The following is a 19,264-nucleotide window of genomic DNA, read 5'->3' as shown; positions in this document are numbered from 1 at the left end:
AGAAACTATTAAGGTGGTAGTATGCATATACCTGATGGATACTTAGGACCAATAACTTGTGCTTTCTTTTATTTAATTATGATTCCTTTTTGGTATAAGGGGATAAAGGAGTTAAAGAAGTTAGATCCAAGAAAACTTCCATTATTGGGAGTGTTAACAGCTTTTTCATTTTTAGTTATGATGTTCAACCTTCCAGTTCCAGATGGTACAACTTGTCACATGGTTGGAGGTACATTAATAGCTGTACTAATGGACAATCCATGGATTGCTACAATAGCAATATCTATAGTGTTAGTTATTCAAGCTATATTCTTTGGAGATGGGGGAATAACTTGTATTGGAGCTAATTGTTTTAATATGGGTGTTGTCCTACCTTTTGTTGGTTACTATGTTTATAAAGCTTTAAAAGATAAGATTGGTGAGCCAGTAGCTGCTGGAATTGGTGCTTATATTGGCTTAGTAGCAGCTGCTATTGTAGCAGGATTTGAGTTTGGACTACAACCATTTATAGAGCCAGGATACTGCCCATATCCATTTACTGTTTCAGTTCCTGCTATGGCTTTAGCCCATATTTTAGTGGCTGGTCCAGTGGCAGCAATTGTTACAGGGTTAGTGGTTTGGTATGTTAAGAAAAGCTATTCTCATTTATATGCAACAAGCTCCACCAACTAAATTATTTTTATGAGGTGGAATAATGAACTGGAATGATCCAATAGTTAAAAAATTTGTTTATATTATTGTGGCTATGATTATTTTATGTCCTCTTGGTATCTTATTGGTTTGGAATTATGGAGATGCTTGGGGAGAGTGGGATCCTCATGAGTTAGCTGAAAAAGTAGGAGCTAATAAAGTTGCTGGAATGTTACACTTAGCAGATATTTGGCAATATGCCCCTCTTCCAGACTATGATATTCCTGGATGGGATGACCCATTACATGCTTCAATTGGTTATATTATATCTGCAATTGTTGGAGTAGCCTTATGTTTAGGAGCTTACTATCTATTAGTTAAAATTGTAAACCCAAAATCCTCCAGTAGTTAAACTCTATTTTTTATTTTTTGGTGAGGATTATGAATAAATTTTTTGAGAAGACCATTGAGCATATTATAAGCTATATCAATGAAGCTATTTTTTATGAAAAGTATTCTAAAGCTAATGGCTTATTACAAAGTATAGAGCCAAGAATTAAGATTATCTCTCTACTTCTGTTAGTATTTTTTACCCTAACAATTAAAGATTTAAAAATATTAATAATATTAAATTTTTTTGCAATTCTCTTAGCATATGTGTCCAAAATTCCAATCAAAGACTATTTATTTAGAATTTATATTTTTATTCCTATATTTGCAGCTCTTATAGCCTTACCAACCATATTTTTCATTCCTGGGGAACCAATAATTAAAATCTTATTTTTGACAATAACTGATAAAGGACTTTTGTATTTTATAACCTTTGTTTTAAGAGTAGCTACCTGTATCTCCTACTCTATTCTTATCCCTTTAACAACACCATGGAATATAGTCCTCTCTTCCCTAAAGATGTTTAAAATTCCAGATGAGATTATTACCTTATTTAATTTAACATATAGATACATATTTTTATTGTTAAATCAAACCTTAGAAATATTACACTCAAGAAAATCAAGAACTATAAAAAAGTTAGGAATACTTGAAAGTTGGAAAGAGGCAGCTAAGATAATCAGCTTTACATTTATTAAAGTTAATTTTATGGGAGAAGAACTTTACTATTCAATACAGTCAAGAGGTTCTTTATTTTCCATCTACACAAGATACAACTATAAAATTAAGTTTATAGATATATTGTTTTTCTTACTAATTATATTAATTATAATTATTTTATGGTGGGGACATGAAAACATTATTTGAATTAAAAAATGTATATTATAGCTATGGAGAGCATGAAGTTTTAAGAGATATAAACCTTAAGATCTATAAAAATGAAGTTTTAATAATCTTAGGCCCCAATGGTGCTGGGAAAACTACTCTCTTAAAAATTATTGATGCTCTTATTTTACCAACTAAGGGAGAAGTTTATTTTAAAAACATGAAAATAGATGAGAGAAAAATCTATGATCCAAACTTTAATAAGGAATTTAGAAAATCAGTAGGTTTTGTTTTTCAAAATCCTGATATTATGCTTTTTAACCCTACAATTTTTGATGAGGTTTTATATTCCCTTCTTCAAATTTATGATAAAGAAGAGGCTATAAAGATAGCTGAAGAAACTTTAAAAAAGTTAAATATATATCATCTAAAAGATAAGCATCCTTATAATATAAGTGGTGGAGAGAAAAAGAAAGTTTCCCTTGCCTGTGTGTTGGCATTAAATCCTGAAGTTATATTAATGGATGAGCCAACATCTTTTTTAGATCCTAAAAGTAGAAGAGAATTAGTTAACATTATTAGAAATCTTAAGAATGATGGTAAAACTTTAGTTATAGTGACACATGATTTAAGTTTATTACATTTAGCTGATAGATGTTGTATAATAAACAAAGAATTGGTATATGATGGAGATGTTGATGGAATATTTTCTTTAGATTTGGAGGGCCTAAATTTAGATATTGGAGATTTGCAAAAGCTATTTTTGACTCTAAAGAAGGAAGGATTTAAAATAGATAAAGTACCTTTAACTGTTGATGAAGGGCTGAAAATATTAAAGGAATTAATAAATTGAAGGCTTCTATTTCTATTAAAATGTTTAAGTAAAGGCTTATATAAAGTTATATTTTGCGGTAGTATTTTAAAAAACATATGAAAATTTTAAACCTATTTTTGTAAAACGTTGAATTACATTTAATTTAGAATATTTGCTAATTTTTTAGCTATTAGAAAGTCTAAATAGAAATTTATATGTATTACTTTGCTCTATTTTTAATCCTATAACCGATATTAAAAAAATTAATAGGTGATAAATTGAATAAAAAAGTTTTGAATATATCTATATTAATTGGAATATTATTTATAACTATATTTGCTGGATGTATTGGAAATACTACATCTACTGAAAAAGAAAAAGTTATTAGAGTAGTGATGATCCCTGATGAAGATCCTACCAAAATGCTTGAAGACATGGAACCTTTATTCAATAAATTAGAAAAAGCTACAGGATATAAATTTAAAGTTAATTTAGTTCCTGATTACACTGCAGCTGTAGAAGCCCTCTTAAATAAACAAGCTGATATGGCATATTTAGGACCTTTTACTTATGTGTCAGCTCATTATAGAGACCCTAATATAGTGCCATTTGTTATGGAGGTTTCTGCAAAAACTGGAAAGCCAACATATCATAGTATTATTGTAGTCAATAAAGAGACATATGATATGGGTGTTAAAGATTTAAAAACCTTAAAAGAACATGCTAAAGAAATTACCTTTGCATTTGTAGATCCAAAATCAACTTCTGGTTATCTAATTCCATATTATGCATTATTAAAAGCAGGGATTAATCCGGAAAAAGATTTTAAAAAGATAATTTTTGCAGGAGGACATGATGCCGTAGAACTTGCAATTAAAGAAGGTAGAGTGAATGCTGGAGCTGATAATGATAGGACTTATCCAGTAATGATTGAAAAAGGATTGATCTCTAATGAAACAAATATAATAATATGGAAATCAGATCCTATACCAGGATATCCTTGGGTATATAGGATAGACACAATTCCAAAAGATGTTAGGGAAAAAATAAAGAATACTTTTTTATCCATGAGTAAAGAAGAAGCTTTAAAAATATCTGGTGGTAAGGTAATTGGATATGTTGAAGCTTCACCAAAAGATTATCAAATTATTGAAGATGCTGCCAAAGCATTAGGTAAGTTATAAAATGTCTGGTTAATCACTATTTTTATTTTTCAATAAATAAATTTACGGTGTTTTATATCATGAAGAATGGTTATTCAATTATAGTAAATAATTTAAGAAAGTCTTTTGGTAATGAAGAAGTTTTAAAAGATGTTAGTTTTAAAGTTAAATATGGCGAAATAATAGGAATTTTAGGATTAAGTGGTGCAGGTAAAACAACATTATTAAGATGTTTAATTGGGTTAGAAACTCCGGATTCTGGGGAGATAATTATTGATAATAAAAAAATTGTATTTGATAAAAACAAATCCAATAATAAAAATCAAATTAGAAAAAAAATAGGAATGGTATTTCAACAATTTAATTTAATACCAAGAACAACAGTATTAACAAATGTATTAATAGGTAGATTGCCCCATATAAACGAAAGAGGTATTATATATAGAATAGGGACATATTTTGGTTATTTTCCACAAAAAGATGTAGAAATAGCTAAAAACTGTATTTATAAAGTAGGATTAGGCGACAAAATAAATAGTAAAGTATCAAAACTATCTGGAGGACAACAGCAAAGAGTTGGAATAGCCAGAGCATTAGCCATGGAACCTATTGTCTTACTGGCTGATGAGCCTGTATCTAATTTAGATCCTAAAACTTCCGAAGAGATTTTAGGATTGTTTAAATTAATATCTAAAAATGATAATATATCAATTATAATCAGCTTACACCAACTGGAATATGCTAAAAAATATTGCGATAAAATTCTTGGTCTATCAAACGGAAAAGTAGTATATTATGGCTCTCCAAAAAATCTTGATGAAGGTATTATTAAAAAAATTTATAGCAAAAAATAAAATTAGAAAGTGGTATTATGAATAGAATTAACAAAATTTGGTTAGTTAGTATTTTTGCAAATTTAATAATGTTTATAATTTTTATGAATTACTTGGGTATTACTATCAACGATTTCTTAAAACTTTCTAAAATAACAACATTAATGAGAATTCCTAATATAGCATACATATCTGAATTGATAGAGCCTACAATACAAACAATCGCAATAGCCTATGTTGGAACTATATTAGGTATAATTTTCTCAATAATTTTGGGAATATTAGCTTCAAGAAATATGACTATTAATAGAATTGTATATGAAATATCAAGAGTAATAATAATGATAGCAAGAGTTATACCTGATATTGTATGGGCTTTTTTATTAATTCCTGCTGTAGGTTTAGGAGCTGCTCAGGGAATATTTGCTATTGCAATACATTCTACCGGTATGATAGGTAGATTTTTTGCTGAATCTATAGAAGAAATAGATCCAAAACCTTTAGAAGCATTAGAGACCTGTGGAGCAACATATTTTCAAAAATTAATATATGGAGTTTTTCCACAAGTTATGCCCTCGTTTGTAAATTATGTTATGTATGCTTTCGATCATAATATTAGAGTTGCAATCATATTAGGTATGTTTGGGGTTGGAGGATTAGGATTTCAGTTTATTATAAAATTTAGAGTATTTGAATATGATAACGTGTTTGCAATACTATTACTTATATTTATAATATTATTAGGAGTAGAAAAAATATCATCATATATCCGTAAGAAAATACTAGTTGAGAATTAAGTTTAACAAATTGAAGGTTTCTATTATGTACATCTTAAAGATAGCTTATGATGGAAGATATTCCTTTCAACAGCAACCACATAAGGAAACTGTTTGTGATAAACTTTTAAATACTTTAGAGAAGCTAAATTTCTTAGAGGAGAGAAAAATTATTTACAGTGGAGGAAGGACAGATAAAGGAGTTTCAGCCTTAGGAAACTTTGTTATTCTAAAGTTAAAGAAAGAGCCAATTCTTAGCTATATAAACCATGAGTTAAAGAAATTTGGCATATGGATTTTAGGATATAAGGAGATAGAGGAGATCCCAAAAGTCCAATATAGGCACTATAGATATATTATGCCAAATCTTGACTACAACCTTGAGTTAATGAGAAAAGCAGGAGAGAAACTTATAGGAGAGCATAGCTTTCATAACTTAAGTAAGAGAGATAGAAGTAAAGAGAAAAGCCCTATAAGGAAAATATATGACATTAAAATTAATGATTATGGCTTTTTCTTAGAGGTTGATGTTGTTGGAGAGAGCTTTTTATGGCAGATGGTTAGGAAAATTGTAGGGCTTTTGCACTTAATAGGAAGAGAAGAGAAGAGCTTAGAGTGGGTAGATAAGATTCTTGATCCTAACTATAGAGAGGGGGTTATAACTTTCCCAGCAGAGGGCTTAATTTTGGTTGAGGCTAAGGTTGATATAAACTATAATTATGACAATTACTCAATAAAAAAATTTAAAGAGTTCTGGCTTGAGAGATATAAGGAATATATAATGAAATTTGGGATAGCCAAGACTATGAATGAATTTATTTAAATCCCTCTTCTCCAATGAGTGGAACAAAGGCTACAGCTCCATAGTCTTTGGTTATAATCTTATCCCCTCTCTTCTCTAATAGTATTAGCTTTTGCATATACTTCCCAACAGGGATAACCATTTTTCCTCCATCTTTTAGTTGGCTAATTAAACTCTTAGGGATAGAAGGAGCTGCAGCTGTGCAGTAAATTCTATCATAGGGAGCTAAGGGCTTGTATCCTAAAGAGCCATCTCCAACTATAACTATTACATTATCATAACCTAACTTTCTTAAGGTTTTTTCAGCCCTCTCTGCAAGCTCTGGAATTCTCTCTATGCTAACCACTAACCCATCTTTTCCCACAAGCTCAGCAGTGACAGCTGCATGGTAGCCTGAGCCAGTGCCAATTTCTAAAACCTTCATCCCTGGCTTAAGCTCTAAAAGCTCAGACATTAAAGCAACCATATGAGGGGCTGAAATTGTCTGACCATGACCAATTTCTAAAGGGGTGTCACAGTAGGCATAGTCTTTTAAATGTTCTGGGACAAACTCTTCCCTTGGAACCTTTAAAAGAGCTTCCTCTACACTATTACTTCTTATATAACCCTCTCTCTTTAGCTTCTCAATAAGCTCATATTTATCCATAATATCACAATATTTAAATCTTTAGATAAAAATTAAAATAAAATTAAGATATAATGCTCCGGCCGGGATTTGAACCCGGGTCGCGGGCTCGAAAGGCCCGCATGATTGGCCGGACTACACCACCGGAGCAGTAAAAGAGGTTAACAAAGTGGCGGACCCGGGGGGATTTGAACCCCCGACCCCCGGCTTAGAAGGCCGGTGCCCTATCCAGGCTAGGCTACGGGTCCTCACAAAACAGCAAAAATAGGAATAGAAAAAGTGATATATATACTTTTCTATTTTTTGGATTTATATATTTTGGTTTATTTTATATTAACTAACATTGTTGAATTATTTCTAAAGATAATTTCAAAATATTTATTATTTTCAAAAAATGTCTTGTTTACATTAGAATTTATTGATATGAATACGTAACTAATATTACTACTCTTACAGAAATTTATGAATTCTTTATAGTTCCCTTCCCACGTTAGTTGCTGAATATAAGATACATGTTTACCCCTCCAGTGTTTATTTACATAAGAAAATGTACATTTGTTATTTGCAAATATTGGAATAAACTGGCCACTATCTTGACCAAAATTTAATATAGTTTCATTTTTAAGATTTTTGTCTATAAATTTAAAGGCTTCAATAACTCCATCATTGACTACATAAAATTTCCAATAAAATGGATGATGAAATATGTTAGAATGAATATGTCCCAACATTAAAACAACTAAAAATAATACTGCTAATTTTTTACTAATTTTTTCTCTTATATAATAAAGTCCAGCTCCATAAAATACAGGAGAGAAAATTTGAAAATTGAGAAACCATCTTGATGAATTATAAAGTGCTGAATAAAAAGGGATATATATTCCAAACACTTGATTATTTATGATCCACAATATCATAAGTATTGAATATGTAATTAAAAATGAATATTCTTTTTTATAGAAATATATGCACCCAAATAAAAATAATAAAAAATAAATTGTTGCTAAAATTAAACATTTAAGGAAATATTCAAAGCTTACATAAATATTACAAATTAATATTAAAAGAGTATTAACTATATAATAAGATCCTAAGCCTCCAAGGATAGTAATACAGTCTAAAATAATATCTTCATTTTTTAAAAATTTCATTTTTGAATATGATTCTATAGCTTTAGTTAATTTATTATCATGAAATCTGTATTCATTAATTTTAATTATCATTAAAGCTAAAAAGATAGAAATTAAGAAGTAGATAATATAGTTAATTACTTCTTTTTTTCTCCCTTTAATTAGATCATGAATTGTTAAAGATAACAAAAATAAAAACAACATTAAAAATGGAAAAGTATGTGTGAATATTAAAGAAAAAGTTCCTAAACTAAAAATTTTTAAGTATATGGTATTTTTTGTACTCCTATATCTTAATAAAAGAGCTACAAGAACCAAAAATATGGCAAATCCTAAAGCATTGGGGAATAATGTTCTTAAAAATACTCTATAAAATTCAAAGCAGATAGGAACAAATAAAGCTGTATAAAATCCTAAATTTTTGTTTATACTTTCTCCTATGTAGTATATAGAAAATACATATAAAGTCAATATAAAAAATTCTAAGAAATAAGCAGAATAAGGGATATCATAAAAAGAATTAGATAGTATATATACTAAAACATGAAATCCTGATGGATATAGTAGATAATATGGATATGTTAAATAACCTGCAAAATCTTTGTAACTATAAAAAATAGTTTTATCTAAAATTATAGCTTTAGCCTTGTAGAAATGATTTTGACTATCCCACATGTCACAAGGATACTTAGGTAAAATTAAAAATGCAAAAATTAAAGTTAATATAGTAATTAACATTAACTTATTAGGAACATGTAATTTAGGTTCTAATTTTCCTTTATATGCTAAATATAAAGCTATTATAGAAAGAATTGCTATATATATCATCTTATACATTTTTATATTTAAAGTAGATAATAAGTAGGATAATGAAATTATATAAAAAACAGTTAAAAATGGAGTTGTAATAAATTTTTCTTCATTCTTTAAGGGATTTATTAAATACATTAAAAATATTAATATAATAAATGTTATGACATCAACCATGAACTTAACTATTTTTCATAATAATATTTAAAGGTTTTTACCATGATCATAGGCCCAAGGAAGGCAAAGAGCTTTATAGAGCATGTTAAGGAAGAACAGATACAGCAGTGTGGTATAGATTTAAAAGTTAAAGAAATTTATAAATTAGAAGGAGAGGGAGAGATAGACTTTAGCAATGAGAAGAGGAGAATTCCTAACTATGTTAAAATTTTTGACTCTGAAGAGAATGAGAAGATAAGGCTAAGTGAAGGAATCTATATTATCAAGGTTGCTGAATATATAAAGATCCCTAAAGATGTGGCAGCCTTTGTTTATCCAAGAAGCTCTCTATTAAGGATGGGTTCCACTATATACTCAGCTGTTCATGATCCTGGCTATGAGGGAAGGCCTGAGTATTTACTGAATGTAATGAAGCCAATAACTATACATAGATATGCAAGACTTTGTCAAATTGTCTTTGTTAAATGTGAGGGTGTAGAGAAGTTATATAATGGAATATATAAAGGTAGATAGTCATGGGAGTTCAATTAGGTGACTACATTCCTAAGAAAAGAATAGATTTTAATGATCTTAAAGGGAAAAAGTTGGCTATAGATGGATTTAATGCTATTTATCAATTCTTATCCTCAATTAGATTAAAAGATGGCTCTCCTTTAACAAATAAGAGAGGAGGAATAACTTCAGCATACAATGGAATATTTTACAAAACCATCATGTTATTGGAAAATGATATTATCCCAATTTGGGTTTTTGATGGAGAGCCTCCTAAGTTAAAAGAGAAGACAAGGGAGAAGAGGAGAGAGGAGAAGAAGAAAGCTGAAGAGAAGTTAAGAGAGGTTCAGGATGAGATTGAAAGAGCAAGATACTTTAAAAGGTTAAGCTATGTAAATAAGGATATGATTGAGAATTGTAAATACTTACTAAGCTTAATGGGCATACCCTATGTTCAAGCTCCTTCAGAGGGGGAAGCTCAGGCCAGCTATATGGCTAAGAAAGGAGATGTTTGGGCAGTGGTTAGTCAAGATTATGACTCTCTATTATATGGAGCTCCAAGGGTTGTTAGGAATTTAACAACAACTAAGGATGAGTTGGAGTTAATTGAGCTTAATGAAGTGTTAGAAAATTTAAGGATAAGCTTAGATGATCTAATAGACATAGCTATTATGATGGGAACTGACTATAATCCTAAGGGGATAGAAGGGATAGGATTTAAAAGAGCTTATGAGATGGTTAGAGCAAGGGTAGCTAAAGACATTTTAAAGAAAGAGGTTAAAAACTATGAAGAAATAAAAAATATCTTTAAAAATCCAAGAGTTACTGATGACTATAGCTTAAATTTAAGGTTGCCAGATAAAGAAGGGTTAATAAAATTTTTGGTTGAAGAGCATGACTTTAACTATGAGAGGGTTAAGAAACATGTGGATAAACTTTATAATCTAATAGTTAGTAAAACTAAGCAGAGGACATTAGATAGTTGGTTTAAATAAAAAATTTATTTGGTGAGAGCAAATGGAAGAGATTGACTACTATGACTATAAAGCCTTATTAAAAAGAGCAAGAGAACAGATTCCTGACTATGTGTTTGAGAAGGACAGATTTGAGCTCCCAGAGATAGAGATATTGATAGAGGGGAATAAAACCATAATAAGAAACTTCAGCCAATTAGCTAAGGCTATGAATAGAGATGAAAACTTCTTTGCAAAATATTTATTAAAAGAAACTGGTAGTGCTGGGAATATAGAAGGTGGAAGGTTAGTACTACAAAGAAAAATTAACCCAGAGCTTTTAAAGGCAAGAATTCAAGACTTCTTAAGAGAGTATGTCATCTGTAGAGAGTGTGGTAAGCCAGATACTAAGATCATTAAGGAGGGAAGAGTACACTTACTAAAATGTACAGCCTGTGGAGCCATAAGGCCTATAAGGATGATCTAATATGAGATTTAAGGAATTCTTTAACCTTCCTTTACATAAAAAGCTTTTCTTAACCTATATCTTCTGCTGGATTGGCTTCTTCATCTCCTTCTTTTTTGGTAAATTTATATATTATCTCTCTTTAAAGCTCTTTCCTCCAGTTAAAGAGTCTGTTAATATTGTAGCTGAGATAGGGACAGCCAAGTATTCAGTTGTTCATAGCACAGTTAGCTCCTCTTTAAATAACCCATACTTATCTTACGCTCTCTCTTACTTACTCTCAAACTTTCTATCTTGCCTAATTATTGTAGTGGTTTTTGCTCTTTTTGGATATCTCAGTAGAGATGAAGATGAGGAGAAGTTCTTTAAGTATCTTTCAATTCTATATTTGTTCTCTGTCCTTAACCCAATAACTGGGATTGTTGGTTATAAGCTTCCTCTTTCAGCTATCTTTTATATAATTCCTCATGGACTCTTTGAATTCTTTGGTTTTTCTATAGCTATAGTTCTTGGCTTAGAGTTGGCTAAAACTTTCTATTACAAAAAGAGCTTAAAAAAGATTAAAATTTTATTGCTCTTTCTTTCCCTTGTCTTCATCTCCTTAGCAGCTCTCTTAGAGCCAATTGATTGGGCTATATATAACTCTAACTTAAGTGTTGTTGAAGGATATTCAATAGTTCTTAGCTATCTTCTTGGCTTTAAACTTTAAGTAATAGTTTCCAACAACTCCTGAGATTATAGGGAGAGGAGTAAATATATAGATAGCTCCAGCTAAGATAATAAATAGCTTTTTGTAGAATCTAAGTGAATCTAAGCAGTAATCTAAGAGATTAACATTTTTCTTGTATAGGGATTTTATTAACTTCTTTTCAGAGTGAGTCACTATTTTATAACTCCAAAGTATTGCCTGATAGAGAGGGGTGTTCTTTCCACAATAACCTGTATTCTTCTTTTTTATAGCTTTGTATAATTCTTCTCCACTACTTCCTGGAAAGATTGTGTAGGCATTGCCAATCATCTGAACTATATGAGCATCACTACCTCCAATGAAGGCTAAAGGATTCTTATGATAATTTTCAGAAACTTTCCTTAGGGCTAAGTTATTTATGATTCCATCCCTATGGTAGGCATTGAAAACCTCAACCCCATCCAAGTTTAGCTCAAAAATCTTATCTCTTAAGGATTTACAGATTGGGCTATAAGGATGAGGAGCTATAGCTAAACCTCCCTGCTCTTTAATCAGCTCTATAGTTTCCTCAGCTGAAAGTCCCTTAGGAATTTCTTCATTCAAAAATAGCCCTATTATCTCTCCATCCTTTGTTAAGATCTCACTACCAACTACAACCTCTATATCAAACTCTTTCTCATACTTCTTTCCTTCTAAGCCTCCTCTTATTGTATTATGGTCAGTGATGGCTATAACATCTAAGCCTTTCTTTTTAGCTGTCTTAACTATATCTCTTGGCTCTTCAATAGAGTCTAAGAATCTTAGCTTCCCTAACCTCCCTATGCCAGAGTATTTAGAATGAATATGAAGATCAGCTTTTCCATACATTATTAAACACCAAATATTTTGAATACTTCAGGAATCTTCTCAATAACTTCCATTGGAGTGTAGATAGACTTTTCTTTCAATAGGAGATCTCCAGCATATCCCACTATAAAGGCTCCAGCTGAGGCTGAGAGGAATGAAGAGTTTTTAGTTAATAAACCTCCAACCAAACCAGCTAAGATATCTCCAGTTCCTCCTTTAGTTAGGAAAACATTTCCAGTTTTATTTATTTTTATGCTCTCATTGTTAAATATAATGTCTATTTTCCCTTTTAGCAGGATAGTACTTTCCAACTCATCTAACTCAAATTTTATATATTCAAATTCTTTCTTGTGTGGAGTGAAAACATAACCTTCCTTAAATTTGAAGTTCTCATAGTCAATCAACTTTATAGCATCAGCGTCTATCACAACTTTATTTAGCTTCTCAAGTAAGGAATTAACAAACTCCTTAGTCTCTTCATTAACTCCAAGCCCATTACCTAAGACAACAACATCATACTTCTTAACAACCTCTAATAGATAGTCTAAGTGCTCTAAACATAAATAGTTTCCTTCAACACTGTAAGTTATAAGCTCTGGATAGTTAACCTTTCTTATAACATGATCAACAGAGAAAATTCCAACAAGATCAGAAACCTTAAGTGCTGATAAACCAGATAAGATAGGTGCTCCATAGTAATCTTTTGAACCTCCTACAATTAAAACTTTTCCATTCTTTCCTTTATGTTCTCCCCTTACTAACTTTAAAGCTCTAACATCTCCATAGCCAACTATATACTCAGCTTCTTTAGGAATTCCAATATCTTTAACTATCACTTTACCTTTATTTATGCTCTTCCTTTTGTGAAATGTTACTGTTAAGTCACTCTCCAAGTTTCCAGTTTGGACATCAACACTTACTATATAAAGCTCTTTATTTTCTCTCTTTATTTTATTGAGTTCTTCAACAACACTCTTATATGGCTCTTTCAACTCTCCTCTTTGCCCAGTTCCAAGCATTGCATCTATAACTAAAGATTTTCCCTCTCTAAGAGCTTGGAAAACATCTTCTATTTCCTTAGCACTCTTGATCTCTCTAACTTTTATACTTCCAAACAATGAGAGATTTTTTAAAATTTTATAGTTTTCTCTTGCCTCATAACTCTTTATCTCACTCTCTTTCCCAAGTAAGATAACTTCCCCTCTCCCTAAGAATCTGGCTACTACAAAGCCATCTCCTCCATTGTTTCCAGTTCCACAGAAGATAAAGATTTTTCCATCAAAATCCTTAACCTCTTCATAAACAGCCCTTCCAGCATTTTCCATTAGTTGAATCCTCTTAACCCCTAAGTATTCAGCATTCTCATCTATTATATTCATCTCCCAAGGCTCTAAGACTTCTTTCTCCTTGATTTTCTCTTTTAATTTGAAAAATAATTCCATCATAACCACCTCCCAAAGAACTTAGAAGTATTCTTATAAATGATATCTTTAACTTCTTCCTCATCCATCTCCTTTAACTTAGCAAGCTCTCTAACAACTAACTTAACATTCTCAGGCTTATTTTTCTCTCCCTTTATTGGAGATAAGTAAGGGGAGTCAGTTTCAGTTGTTAAATAGTCAATATCCAATTTCTCAGCTAACTTTTTATGATGGCTTGAGAAACAGACTAAGGTGGAGAGAGATATTAAATTCCCACTCTCTCCTATATCTTTAGCCAACTCTAAACTTCCACTGTAACAGTGAAACATGGCCTTTGTCTCAGATAGCTTAAAAAGCTCTTCCTCAAACCCTCTGGCATGTAAGACAATAGGTTTATTGATTTCTATAGCTAAGTTCATAAATTTTAAAAACACCTCTTTCTGCCTTTCATAGTTCTCTCTCTTAATATCCATCCCAATCTCTCCAACAGCTAATATTTTATCCCTATTCTCTTTTATTATGTTGTAACATCTATCTATAATTTTATCATCAGCCTTAACATCAGCTGGATGGAAGCCAAGGGTTAAATAAATATTATATTTTTCATAACACTCCAAAGCTCTTTTTATTCCTCCCAAGCCTACACCACTGGTTATAATCTTTAAATCTTCCTTGATTAGGGAATCTCTTACTTTGTTAAATGCCTTATCCTCTATATGACAATGACTATCTACATAGTACATAAAGCTCACCTAAAGGTGATGACTATATTAAGGTTAAATGGTGGAAAAATATTGAATGAGAAGGTTCATGAGATTGGAGTTATAGCTATGGGCTCTTACTTAGAAAACCATGGTTCAGCCTTACCAATAGATACAGATATTAAGATAGCCTCTTATGTCTCACTGATGGCCTGTATAAAAACTGGAGCCAAATTTTTAGGAACAGTAATTCCATCAACAGAGTATAGCTATGTTAAGCATGGGATACATAATAAGGTTTCAGATATTGTAGAGTATTTAACCTTTTTACTAACCTGGGCTAAGAGGATTGGAATAAAAAAAGTAATTATTGTTAATTGTCATGGAGGGAATATATTAGCTGAGAAAGAGATTAAAGAGCTTGAAAACCTAATAAATATAAAAATAAAATTTTTATCCTTCCCTCTAACCCATGCTGCCACTGAAGAGCTTTCTATTGGTTATGTAATTGGAATAGCCAACAAGGAGAAGATGAAGGAGCATAAGCCTGAGAACTATGCTGAGATTGGGATGGTTGGATTGAGAGAGGCAAGAGAAAAAAACAAGGAGATAGATGAAGAGGCTAAGAGAGTTGAGAAGGAAGGAGTTAAGATAGATGAAGAGCTTGGAAAAAAGTTATTGGATGAATTTATAAACAAGGTTGTCAATGAGATAACAAACTTTTTATAAAATTTTTAGAATAAATTGTCATAAATTATGAATTGTGAGATTATGCTAAGAGGAAAAAATGCTACTTTAGCAGCCATATTAAAGATAATTATTGAAGAGGCTCCAGAAACACAGGATGAGATAGCTGAAAAGTTAGGGATCAGTAGAAGATATGTAGCTAAGCTTCTAAAGCCCTTAATAAATGAGGGAATTGTGAAGCATCCTTATGTTATAGATATGAAAAAGCTACATCTCTTAAACTTAGATTTTGAAGATAATCAGATAGTTAAGGAGATCTACACTATACTGGGAAAGATGAAGGAAGAGATTAAGAATAACTTAAAGTTGGTTTATAAAGCTTTGAAAGAGGGAGATAAGAAGATAGCTGAAGATATCATTGTTAAGGACTACTCACTAAATAAGTTAGAAGAGGAGATAGAGCTTTTATTAAAGATTCAGACAACCAAGTACTTGCCTGAAAAGTATATCTCAACCTTTTCTAAGATAGCCTCAAACTTAGAAAGATTAGGAGATTATTTAGCAAACATCTCAGAGGAAATCTTACATGGTCTTTATATAGATAAGGATATGGAAGAAGATGTTACTAAAATCTTTGAAATTTTGGACAGTATGTTAGAAGAATCCTATAGTGTTGTTGTTGAGAAGAAGAAGGAAAGTGACATTTATAAACTTGAGGAAGAGCTGCATGGTGTATTAAATAAACTATTAAATAAAGTTTTGGAGAAGAAAAAAGAGGATTTAAATTTTTATATACAGTTTGGAATGTTCTATAAAGATGTTGAAAGATTTGGGGATAGATGTGTTAATATTGTTGAGTATGCCTTAGAGCTTTATCACAACATTCCAAGAACTCCAATTCCAGAGAGGTTAAAGAGATGACAAGGGAATTTATCTTTAAAGCTAATAAAACTATAACTTCCCCTGAGATAAATTTAAAAGATCTACCAGGAAGTTGTGGAAGGCTTGACTTGGTTTGCAGATGTATTAGTGACTCTCTCTTTTTATCCCATGACATTAGAAGAGACACTATCTTTTACTCCATCCTCTGTGGCCCTCCAAATCCTCCAGTGTGTATAAAATTTGTTGGCTCAGAGTTGAAGAAAGTGTCCCCTGATGAGAGGAATATTGCTATTTTTATTAAAAAAGCTCTAAAGAAATTTTTAGACTCTAAAAATAAAGAAGAGTGGATAGAGTCAACTCCTGGGATATATGTGAGGAAAATAGGATTTAAAGATTTGGTAATGGAAAAAATTCGTGAAGGAAAAAATATATATTACTTACATAAAGAAGGAAAGCCAATAGAAGAGGTTAGTATAGAAAAGCCAGTTTTTATTTTAGGGGATCATATTGGTTTATTGGAGGAAGATGAAAGCTTTCTTAAAGATAAGGCTATTAAAGTTTCTGTCTCTCCATTGGAGTTACATGCTAACCACTGTATTGTTATAGTTCATAATGTCTTAGACAAGAGAGGGATAGGAGATGATCCAAATTACAGTTATTCAGATAGATAACTATGGGCCTTGGACAGTAACACCAAATCCAAGAAGAGAGAATGACTTACAAGCTTTACAGAGTAGGCTTTATGAAGACCTTAACTTAATGTTTGGCATGTATGGGGGCTTAGTGTTCTATACAAGGTTTGACAATCTAATAGCTATAACCAATGGGATCAGCTTAGAGGTTCATAAGAAGATACAGGAGAGTGTAAGAAATAGATATCCATTTACTATAAGTATGGCTATAGCTTCAGCAGAAACTCCTTATGAAGCTCAAAAGCTTGCAACAAAGACGTTACAAGAGTATGGTAGTGCCCAAGATAGTAATAGGAGAGAAGTGTTAGATGTTGCCAATGAGTTAGTAAATGGCTATGTTCAGATAGCCCATATAGATATAAATAATGTAACTGGCACATTTACAGATGTTTATTCAGCCTATGACACCTATCTTAAAGTTAATGAGGTTAAGCTCTTGTTAATGAAAGAGTTTTTAAAATATGAGGCTCTTCTCTTTTTTATTGGTGGAGATAATTTCATGGCTCCATCAAATGGGATGAATGAAGAAGATTATATAAAAATATTTGATAATATAAATAAAAAGCTAAACCTTGATCTAAAAGCAGGAGTTGGAATAGGGAAGAGTGCTGAAGAGGCAGCAAACTTAGCAGATATTGGTTTAGAGGAGATAAGAGGGAAGAGAGTAGATAAAAACATATGTATATTGAAAAATGACAAATTTTTTAAAGAAGTGCTAAGAAAGGGGAAATCCTGTGGGTTGTAAAGTTGTCTTAGCCCCAATGGCTGGCATTACAGATGGAGACTTTTGTAAGAAGTATAGAGGATTATTTTATATATATACAATTGGAGGCTACAACTTAGATAAGGCTACATACTTAGCAAGTAAGAGAATAGAGGGGAGAGGAAGAAAAGAGTTCTCAATCCCTTTAAAAGATTTTGATAGCTATATAGTTAATGAAATCAATAAAATAGACTTTGGCTTAGTTTCAGTTAATGTTAGGTTTTTAAACATAGACGAAGCTCTTCCAAGGCTTAAGATTATTTCTGAGCATGCTGATATAATAGAATTAAATTGTCACTGCAGGCAGAGAGAAATTACTGAGTTAGGGATAGGGCAAGAACTCTTAAGGAATGTTAAGCTATTAAGCTCTTTCTTAGAGAAACTTTATTCTTTAGACAAGCCACTTTTTTTAAAGATTAGGCTAAATTACATAGAAACAGAGGAGTTAATTAAAAATTTGTCCTTAGTAAGAGAGTATTTTGATGGCTTACATGTTGACTGCTTCTACCCTGGAAAGGATTATCCTGACATAGAAGGGTTAAAAAGAATAAGAGAGAGTTTTGAAGATAAAACAATTATTGGGAATAATTCAATAACTTCCTTAGAGAGAGCTAAGGAGATGCTAAAATATTCTAACCTAATTTCAGTGGCAAGAGCTGTACTTAAAAATAAGATAGATTGGATCTATAAGCTATAAAACTCTATCAACTTCTCCAACTGCTCTAAAGCTTTTCCTGAGTCTATAGCTTTATTAGCTTTCTTTATCCCCTCTTCAACATTTTTAGCCTCTTCAGTTATATACAGTGAGAAAGCAGAGTTTAAAACAACTATATCCCTCTTAGCTCCAACCTCTTCTCCTTCTAAGATATCTCTAATAATTTTAGCATTTTCCTTAGCATCTCCTCCTCTTATATCCTCTAAATTAGCCCTCTTAATTCCATAATCCTCTGGCTCAATATAGTAAGTTCTAAACCTTCCATCCTTATACTCTGAAATTTTTGTTTTCCCAATGGTTGTTATTTCATCCATCCCATTGCCATGGACAACTAAGGCTCCTCTCACTCCAAGGTTTTTTAAAACCTTAGCCAACTTTTCAGTTAGCTCTTCCTTAAAAACTCCTAAGAGTTGATAGTTAGCATTGGCTGGATTTGTTAATGGGCCAAGGATATTAAATACTGTCCTTATTCCCAACTCTCTCCTAACAGGCATGGCATACTTCATAGCCTTATGGTAGAGAGGGGCAAACAAAAAGCCTATATTTATCTTCTCTATTGATTCCTTAACTCTCTCTGGTGGAACCTCTAAATTAACTCCAAGCTCTTCAAGAACATCAGCACTACCACTTTTACTACTCACTGCCCTATTCCCATGCTTAGCCACTGGAACATAAACAGAGGTTACAAAGGCTGTTGCTGTACTTATGTTAAAAGTATTTAACTTATCTCCTCCAGTTCCACAAGTATCTAAAAGTTTCTCAACATTTGGATATATCTTTGTTGCATACTCTCTCATAACCTTGGCAAAGGCTGTTATCTCCTCAACACTCTCTCCCTTCATCCTTAAGGCAGTTAAAATAGCTGCTAACCTTATCTCACTTATATTCCCACTCATCACATCTCTCATTAACTTCTCAGCTTCCTCATAGGTTAAGTCTTTAAATTCAACCAACTTACTTAACATCATTATTTAATCACCATG

General features: G+C 31.5%; 23 protein-coding genes and 2 tRNA genes. 17 read left to right on the top strand and 8 right to left on the bottom strand.

Annotated features, from left to right (window positions below; translation table 11 throughout):
* Nucleotides 1–21 precede the first annotated feature (21 nt).
* The 8 genes from cbiM to truA all read left to right on the top strand — a co-directional run bounded on the left by cbiM (nucleotide 22) and on the right by truA (nucleotide 6,254).
* The gene (cbiM, locus tag METIN_RS01555; RefSeq protein WP_013099727.1) at nucleotides 22–672 is read left to right on the top strand and encodes a cobalt transporter CbiM; all 651 of its coding nucleotides are present in this window, start codon (nucleotides 22–24) and stop codon (nucleotides 670–672) included.
* A 22-nt stretch (nucleotides 673–694) separates the two neighbouring features.
* A complete protein-coding gene (locus tag METIN_RS01550) occupies nucleotides 695–1,042 on the top strand; it encodes a PDGLE domain-containing protein (protein WP_013099726.1) in 348 nt (115 codons plus the stop codon).
* Between the two features lie 29 nt (nucleotides 1,043–1,071).
* Nucleotides 1,072–1,887, top strand: a complete 816-nt coding sequence (cbiQ, locus tag METIN_RS01545) for a cobalt ECF transporter T component CbiQ (RefSeq protein WP_013099725.1) — start codon at nucleotides 1,072–1,074, stop codon at nucleotides 1,885–1,887.
* Entirely contained in the window at nucleotides 1,871–2,698 is an 828-nt protein-coding gene (locus METIN_RS01540) for an energy-coupling factor ABC transporter ATP-binding protein (RefSeq protein ID WP_013099724.1), read from the top strand. The genes cbiQ and METIN_RS01540 overlap by 17 nt, the downstream gene beginning before the upstream one ends.
* Nucleotides 2,699–2,937: 239 nt before the next feature.
* Complete coding sequence (locus METIN_RS01535) at nucleotides 2,938–3,843, top strand: phosphate/phosphite/phosphonate ABC transporter substrate-binding protein (protein ID WP_013099723.1); 906 nt, start codon at nucleotides 2,938–2,940, stop codon at nucleotides 3,841–3,843.
* Nucleotides 3,844–3,902: 59 nt separating this feature from the next.
* On the top strand, nucleotides 3,903–4,676 hold the full coding sequence (gene phnC, locus METIN_RS01530; RefSeq protein WP_013099722.1) for a phosphonate ABC transporter ATP-binding protein: 774 nt from the start codon (nucleotides 3,903–3,905) through the stop codon (nucleotides 4,674–4,676).
* 17 nt (nucleotides 4,677–4,693) lie between these two features.
* A complete protein-coding gene (phnE, locus tag METIN_RS01525; RefSeq protein WP_013099721.1) occupies nucleotides 4,694–5,452 on the top strand; it encodes a phosphonate ABC transporter, permease protein PhnE in 759 nt (252 codons plus the stop codon).
* Nucleotides 5,453–5,477: 25 nt separating this feature from the next.
* On the top strand, nucleotides 5,478–6,254 hold the full coding sequence (truA, locus tag METIN_RS01520; protein WP_013099720.1) for a tRNA pseudouridine(38-40) synthase TruA: 777 nt from the start codon (nucleotides 5,478–5,480) through the stop codon (nucleotides 6,252–6,254).
* On the opposite strand, the gene METIN_RS01515 is transcribed toward truA, so the two are convergent.
* From METIN_RS01515 to METIN_RS01500, 4 genes are all read right to left on the bottom strand, one after another.
* On the bottom strand, nucleotides 6,247–6,879 hold the full coding sequence (locus tag METIN_RS01515) for a protein-L-isoaspartate O-methyltransferase (RefSeq protein ID WP_013099719.1): 633 nt from the start codon (nucleotides 6,877–6,879) through the stop codon (nucleotides 6,247–6,249). The genes truA and METIN_RS01515 overlap by 8 nt on opposite strands.
* 54 nt (nucleotides 6,880–6,933) lie before the next feature.
* Nucleotides 6,934–7,008, bottom strand: a tRNA-Glu gene (locus METIN_RS01510).
* 20 nt (nucleotides 7,009–7,028) lie between these two features.
* Nucleotides 7,029–7,106: transfer RNA gene (locus METIN_RS01505), tRNA-Arg, on the bottom strand.
* 75 nt (nucleotides 7,107–7,181) lie between these two features.
* Entirely contained in the window at nucleotides 7,182–8,975 is a 1,794-nt protein-coding gene (locus METIN_RS01500; RefSeq protein WP_013099718.1) for a hypothetical protein, read from the bottom strand.
* 42 nt (nucleotides 8,976–9,017) lie between these two features.
* Here METIN_RS01500 and METIN_RS01495 point away from each other — a divergent pair, with 42 nt between their 5' ends.
* The 4 genes from METIN_RS01495 to METIN_RS01480 are packed head-to-tail and all read left to right on the top strand — an operon-like array spanning nucleotide 9,018 to nucleotide 11,595.
* On the top strand, nucleotides 9,018–9,488 hold the full coding sequence (locus METIN_RS01495) for a deoxyuridine 5'-triphosphate nucleotidohydrolase (RefSeq protein ID WP_013099717.1): 471 nt from the start codon (nucleotides 9,018–9,020) through the stop codon (nucleotides 9,486–9,488).
* 2 nt (nucleotides 9,489–9,490) lie between these two features.
* Nucleotides 9,491–10,462 (top strand): flap endonuclease-1, encoded by a 972-nt coding sequence (gene fen, locus METIN_RS01490; RefSeq protein ID WP_013099716.1) that lies wholly within the window; start codon nucleotides 9,491–9,493, stop codon nucleotides 10,460–10,462.
* A gap of 22 nt (nucleotides 10,463–10,484) precedes the next feature.
* A complete protein-coding gene (locus tag METIN_RS01485; protein ID WP_013099715.1) occupies nucleotides 10,485–10,907 on the top strand; it encodes a translation initiation factor IF-2 subunit beta in 423 nt (140 codons plus the stop codon).
* 1 nt (nucleotide 10,908) lies between these two features.
* Nucleotides 10,909–11,595, top strand: coding sequence for a stage II sporulation protein M (locus METIN_RS01480; protein WP_013099714.1), 687 nt, complete (start codon nucleotides 10,909–10,911; stop codon nucleotides 11,593–11,595).
* On the opposite strand, the gene METIN_RS01475 is transcribed toward METIN_RS01480, so the two are convergent.
* Genes METIN_RS01475 through METIN_RS01465 form a run of 3 tightly spaced genes read right to left on the bottom strand, consistent with a single transcriptional unit; the run spans nucleotide 11,557 to nucleotide 14,584 of the window.
* Nucleotides 11,557–12,441, bottom strand: coding sequence for a PHP-associated domain-containing protein (locus METIN_RS01475; protein WP_013099713.1), 885 nt, complete (start codon nucleotides 12,439–12,441; stop codon nucleotides 11,557–11,559). The two genes, METIN_RS01480 and METIN_RS01475, sit on opposite strands and share 39 nt — an antisense overlap.
* A 2-nt stretch (nucleotides 12,442–12,443) precedes the next feature.
* Nucleotides 12,444–13,862 carry a bifunctional ADP-dependent NAD(P)H-hydrate dehydratase/NAD(P)H-hydrate epimerase gene (locus tag METIN_RS01470; RefSeq protein ID WP_013099712.1) on the bottom strand — a complete coding sequence of 473 codons (1,419 nt, stop codon included), beginning with the start codon at nucleotides 13,860–13,862 and terminating at the stop codon, nucleotides 12,444–12,446.
* Complete coding sequence (locus METIN_RS01465; RefSeq protein WP_013099711.1) at nucleotides 13,862–14,584, bottom strand: YchF/TatD family DNA exonuclease; 723 nt, start codon at nucleotides 14,582–14,584, stop codon at nucleotides 13,862–13,864. The genes METIN_RS01470 and METIN_RS01465 overlap by 1 nt, the downstream gene beginning before the upstream one ends.
* Nucleotides 14,585–14,602: 18 nt before the next feature.
* Here METIN_RS01465 and arfB point away from each other — a divergent pair, with 18 nt between their 5' ends.
* The 5 genes from arfB to METIN_RS01440 are packed head-to-tail and all read left to right on the top strand — an operon-like array spanning nucleotide 14,603 to nucleotide 18,263.
* Nucleotides 14,603–15,271 carry a 2-amino-5-formylamino-6-ribosylaminopyrimidin-4(3H)-one 5'-monophosphate deformylase gene (gene arfB / locus METIN_RS01460; RefSeq protein WP_013099710.1) on the top strand — a complete coding sequence of 223 codons (669 nt, stop codon included), beginning with the start codon at nucleotides 14,603–14,605 and terminating at the stop codon, nucleotides 15,269–15,271.
* A gap of 42 nt (nucleotides 15,272–15,313) precedes the next feature.
* Complete coding sequence (locus METIN_RS01455) at nucleotides 15,314–16,150, top strand: PhoU domain-containing protein (RefSeq protein ID WP_048203293.1); 837 nt, start codon at nucleotides 15,314–15,316, stop codon at nucleotides 16,148–16,150.
* Complete coding sequence (trmY, locus tag METIN_RS01450) at nucleotides 16,147–16,782, top strand: tRNA (pseudouridine(54)-N(1))-methyltransferase TrmY (protein ID WP_013099708.1); 636 nt, start codon at nucleotides 16,147–16,149, stop codon at nucleotides 16,780–16,782. The genes METIN_RS01455 and trmY overlap by 4 nt, the downstream gene beginning before the upstream one ends.
* Nucleotides 16,751–17,548, top strand: coding sequence for a GTP cyclohydrolase III (locus METIN_RS01445; RefSeq protein WP_013099707.1), 798 nt, complete (start codon nucleotides 16,751–16,753; stop codon nucleotides 17,546–17,548). Before trmY ends, METIN_RS01445 begins: the two co-directional genes overlap by 32 nt.
* Nucleotides 17,538–18,263 (top strand): MJ0144 family RNA dihydrouridine synthase-like protein, encoded by a 726-nt coding sequence (locus tag METIN_RS01440; RefSeq protein WP_013099706.1) that lies wholly within the window; start codon nucleotides 17,538–17,540, stop codon nucleotides 18,261–18,263. Before METIN_RS01445 ends, METIN_RS01440 begins: the two co-directional genes overlap by 11 nt.
* Here the strand turns inward: METIN_RS01440 and trpD are convergent.
* Complete coding sequence (gene trpD, locus METIN_RS01435) at nucleotides 18,251–19,249, bottom strand: anthranilate phosphoribosyltransferase (protein WP_013099705.1); 999 nt, start codon at nucleotides 19,247–19,249, stop codon at nucleotides 18,251–18,253. The two genes, METIN_RS01440 and trpD, sit on opposite strands and share 13 nt — an antisense overlap.
* Between the last annotated feature and the right edge of the window lie 15 nt (nucleotides 19,250–19,264).

It is taken from the genome of Methanocaldococcus infernus ME (assembly GCF_000092305.1).
Taxonomy (GTDB): Archaea; AGJL01; Methanococci; order Methanococcales; family Methanocaldococcaceae; genus Methanocaldococcus; species Methanocaldococcus infernus.
Note: the sequence above shows the minus strand (reverse complement) of the source record. Positions and strands in the feature narration are given on the sequence as shown.

What these genes read in the sequence shown, in the direction of transcription:
- METIN_RS01465 (WP_013099711.1), bottom strand. Translation starts at nt 14,584, where the DNA reads ATGTACTATGTAGATAGTCATTGTCATATAGAGGATAAGGCATTTAAC.
- METIN_RS01470 (WP_013099712.1), bottom strand. Translation starts at nt 13,862, where the DNA reads ATGGAATTATTTTTCAAATTAAAAGAGAAAATCAAGGAGAAAGAAGTC.
- METIN_RS01480 (WP_013099714.1), top strand. Translation starts at nt 10,909, where the DNA reads ATGAGATTTAAGGAATTCTTTAACCTTCCTTTACATAAAAAGCTTTTC.
- METIN_RS01485 (WP_013099715.1), top strand. Translation starts at nt 10,485, where the DNA reads ATGGAAGAGATTGACTACTATGACTATAAAGCCTTATTAAAAAGAGCA.
- METIN_RS01475 (WP_013099713.1), bottom strand. Translation starts at nt 12,441, where the DNA reads ATGTATGGAAAAGCTGATCTTCATATTCATTCTAAATACTCTGGCATA.
- METIN_RS01500 (WP_013099718.1), bottom strand. Translation starts at nt 8,975, where the DNA reads ATGGTTGATGTCATAACATTTATTATATTAATATTTTTAATGTATTTA.
- cbiM (WP_013099727.1), top strand. Translation starts at nt 22, where the DNA reads ATGCATATACCTGATGGATACTTAGGACCAATAACTTGTGCTTTCTTT.
- METIN_RS01515 (WP_013099719.1), bottom strand. Translation starts at nt 6,879, where the DNA reads ATGGATAAATATGAGCTTATTGAGAAGCTAAAGAGAGAGGGTTATATA.
- trmY (WP_013099708.1), top strand. Translation starts at nt 16,147, where the DNA reads ATGACAAGGGAATTTATCTTTAAAGCTAATAAAACTATAACTTCCCCT.
- METIN_RS01495 (WP_013099717.1), top strand. Translation starts at nt 9,018, where the DNA reads ATGATCATAGGCCCAAGGAAGGCAAAGAGCTTTATAGAGCATGTTAAG.
- trpD (WP_013099705.1), bottom strand. Translation starts at nt 19,249, where the DNA reads ATGATGTTAAGTAAGTTGGTTGAATTTAAAGACTTAACCTATGAGGAA.
- METIN_RS01540 (WP_013099724.1), top strand. Translation starts at nt 1,871, where the DNA reads ATGAAAACATTATTTGAATTAAAAAATGTATATTATAGCTATGGAGAG.
- phnC (WP_013099722.1), top strand. Translation starts at nt 3,903, where the DNA reads ATGAAGAATGGTTATTCAATTATAGTAAATAATTTAAGAAAGTCTTTT.
- METIN_RS01445 (WP_013099707.1), top strand. Translation starts at nt 16,751, where the DNA reads ATGATCCAAATTACAGTTATTCAGATAGATAACTATGGGCCTTGGACA.
- phnE (WP_013099721.1), top strand. Translation starts at nt 4,694, where the DNA reads ATGAATAGAATTAACAAAATTTGGTTAGTTAGTATTTTTGCAAATTTA.
- fen (WP_013099716.1), top strand. Translation starts at nt 9,491, where the DNA reads ATGGGAGTTCAATTAGGTGACTACATTCCTAAGAAAAGAATAGATTTT.
- METIN_RS01455 (WP_048203293.1), top strand. Translation starts at nt 15,314, where the DNA reads ATGCTAAGAGGAAAAAATGCTACTTTAGCAGCCATATTAAAGATAATT.
- truA (WP_013099720.1), top strand. Translation starts at nt 5,478, where the DNA reads ATGTACATCTTAAAGATAGCTTATGATGGAAGATATTCCTTTCAACAG.
- METIN_RS01550 (WP_013099726.1), top strand. Translation starts at nt 695, where the DNA reads ATGAACTGGAATGATCCAATAGTTAAAAAATTTGTTTATATTATTGTG.
- cbiQ (WP_013099725.1), top strand. Translation starts at nt 1,072, where the DNA reads ATGAATAAATTTTTTGAGAAGACCATTGAGCATATTATAAGCTATATC.
- arfB (WP_013099710.1), top strand. Translation starts at nt 14,603, where the DNA reads ATGACTATATTAAGGTTAAATGGTGGAAAAATATTGAATGAGAAGGTT.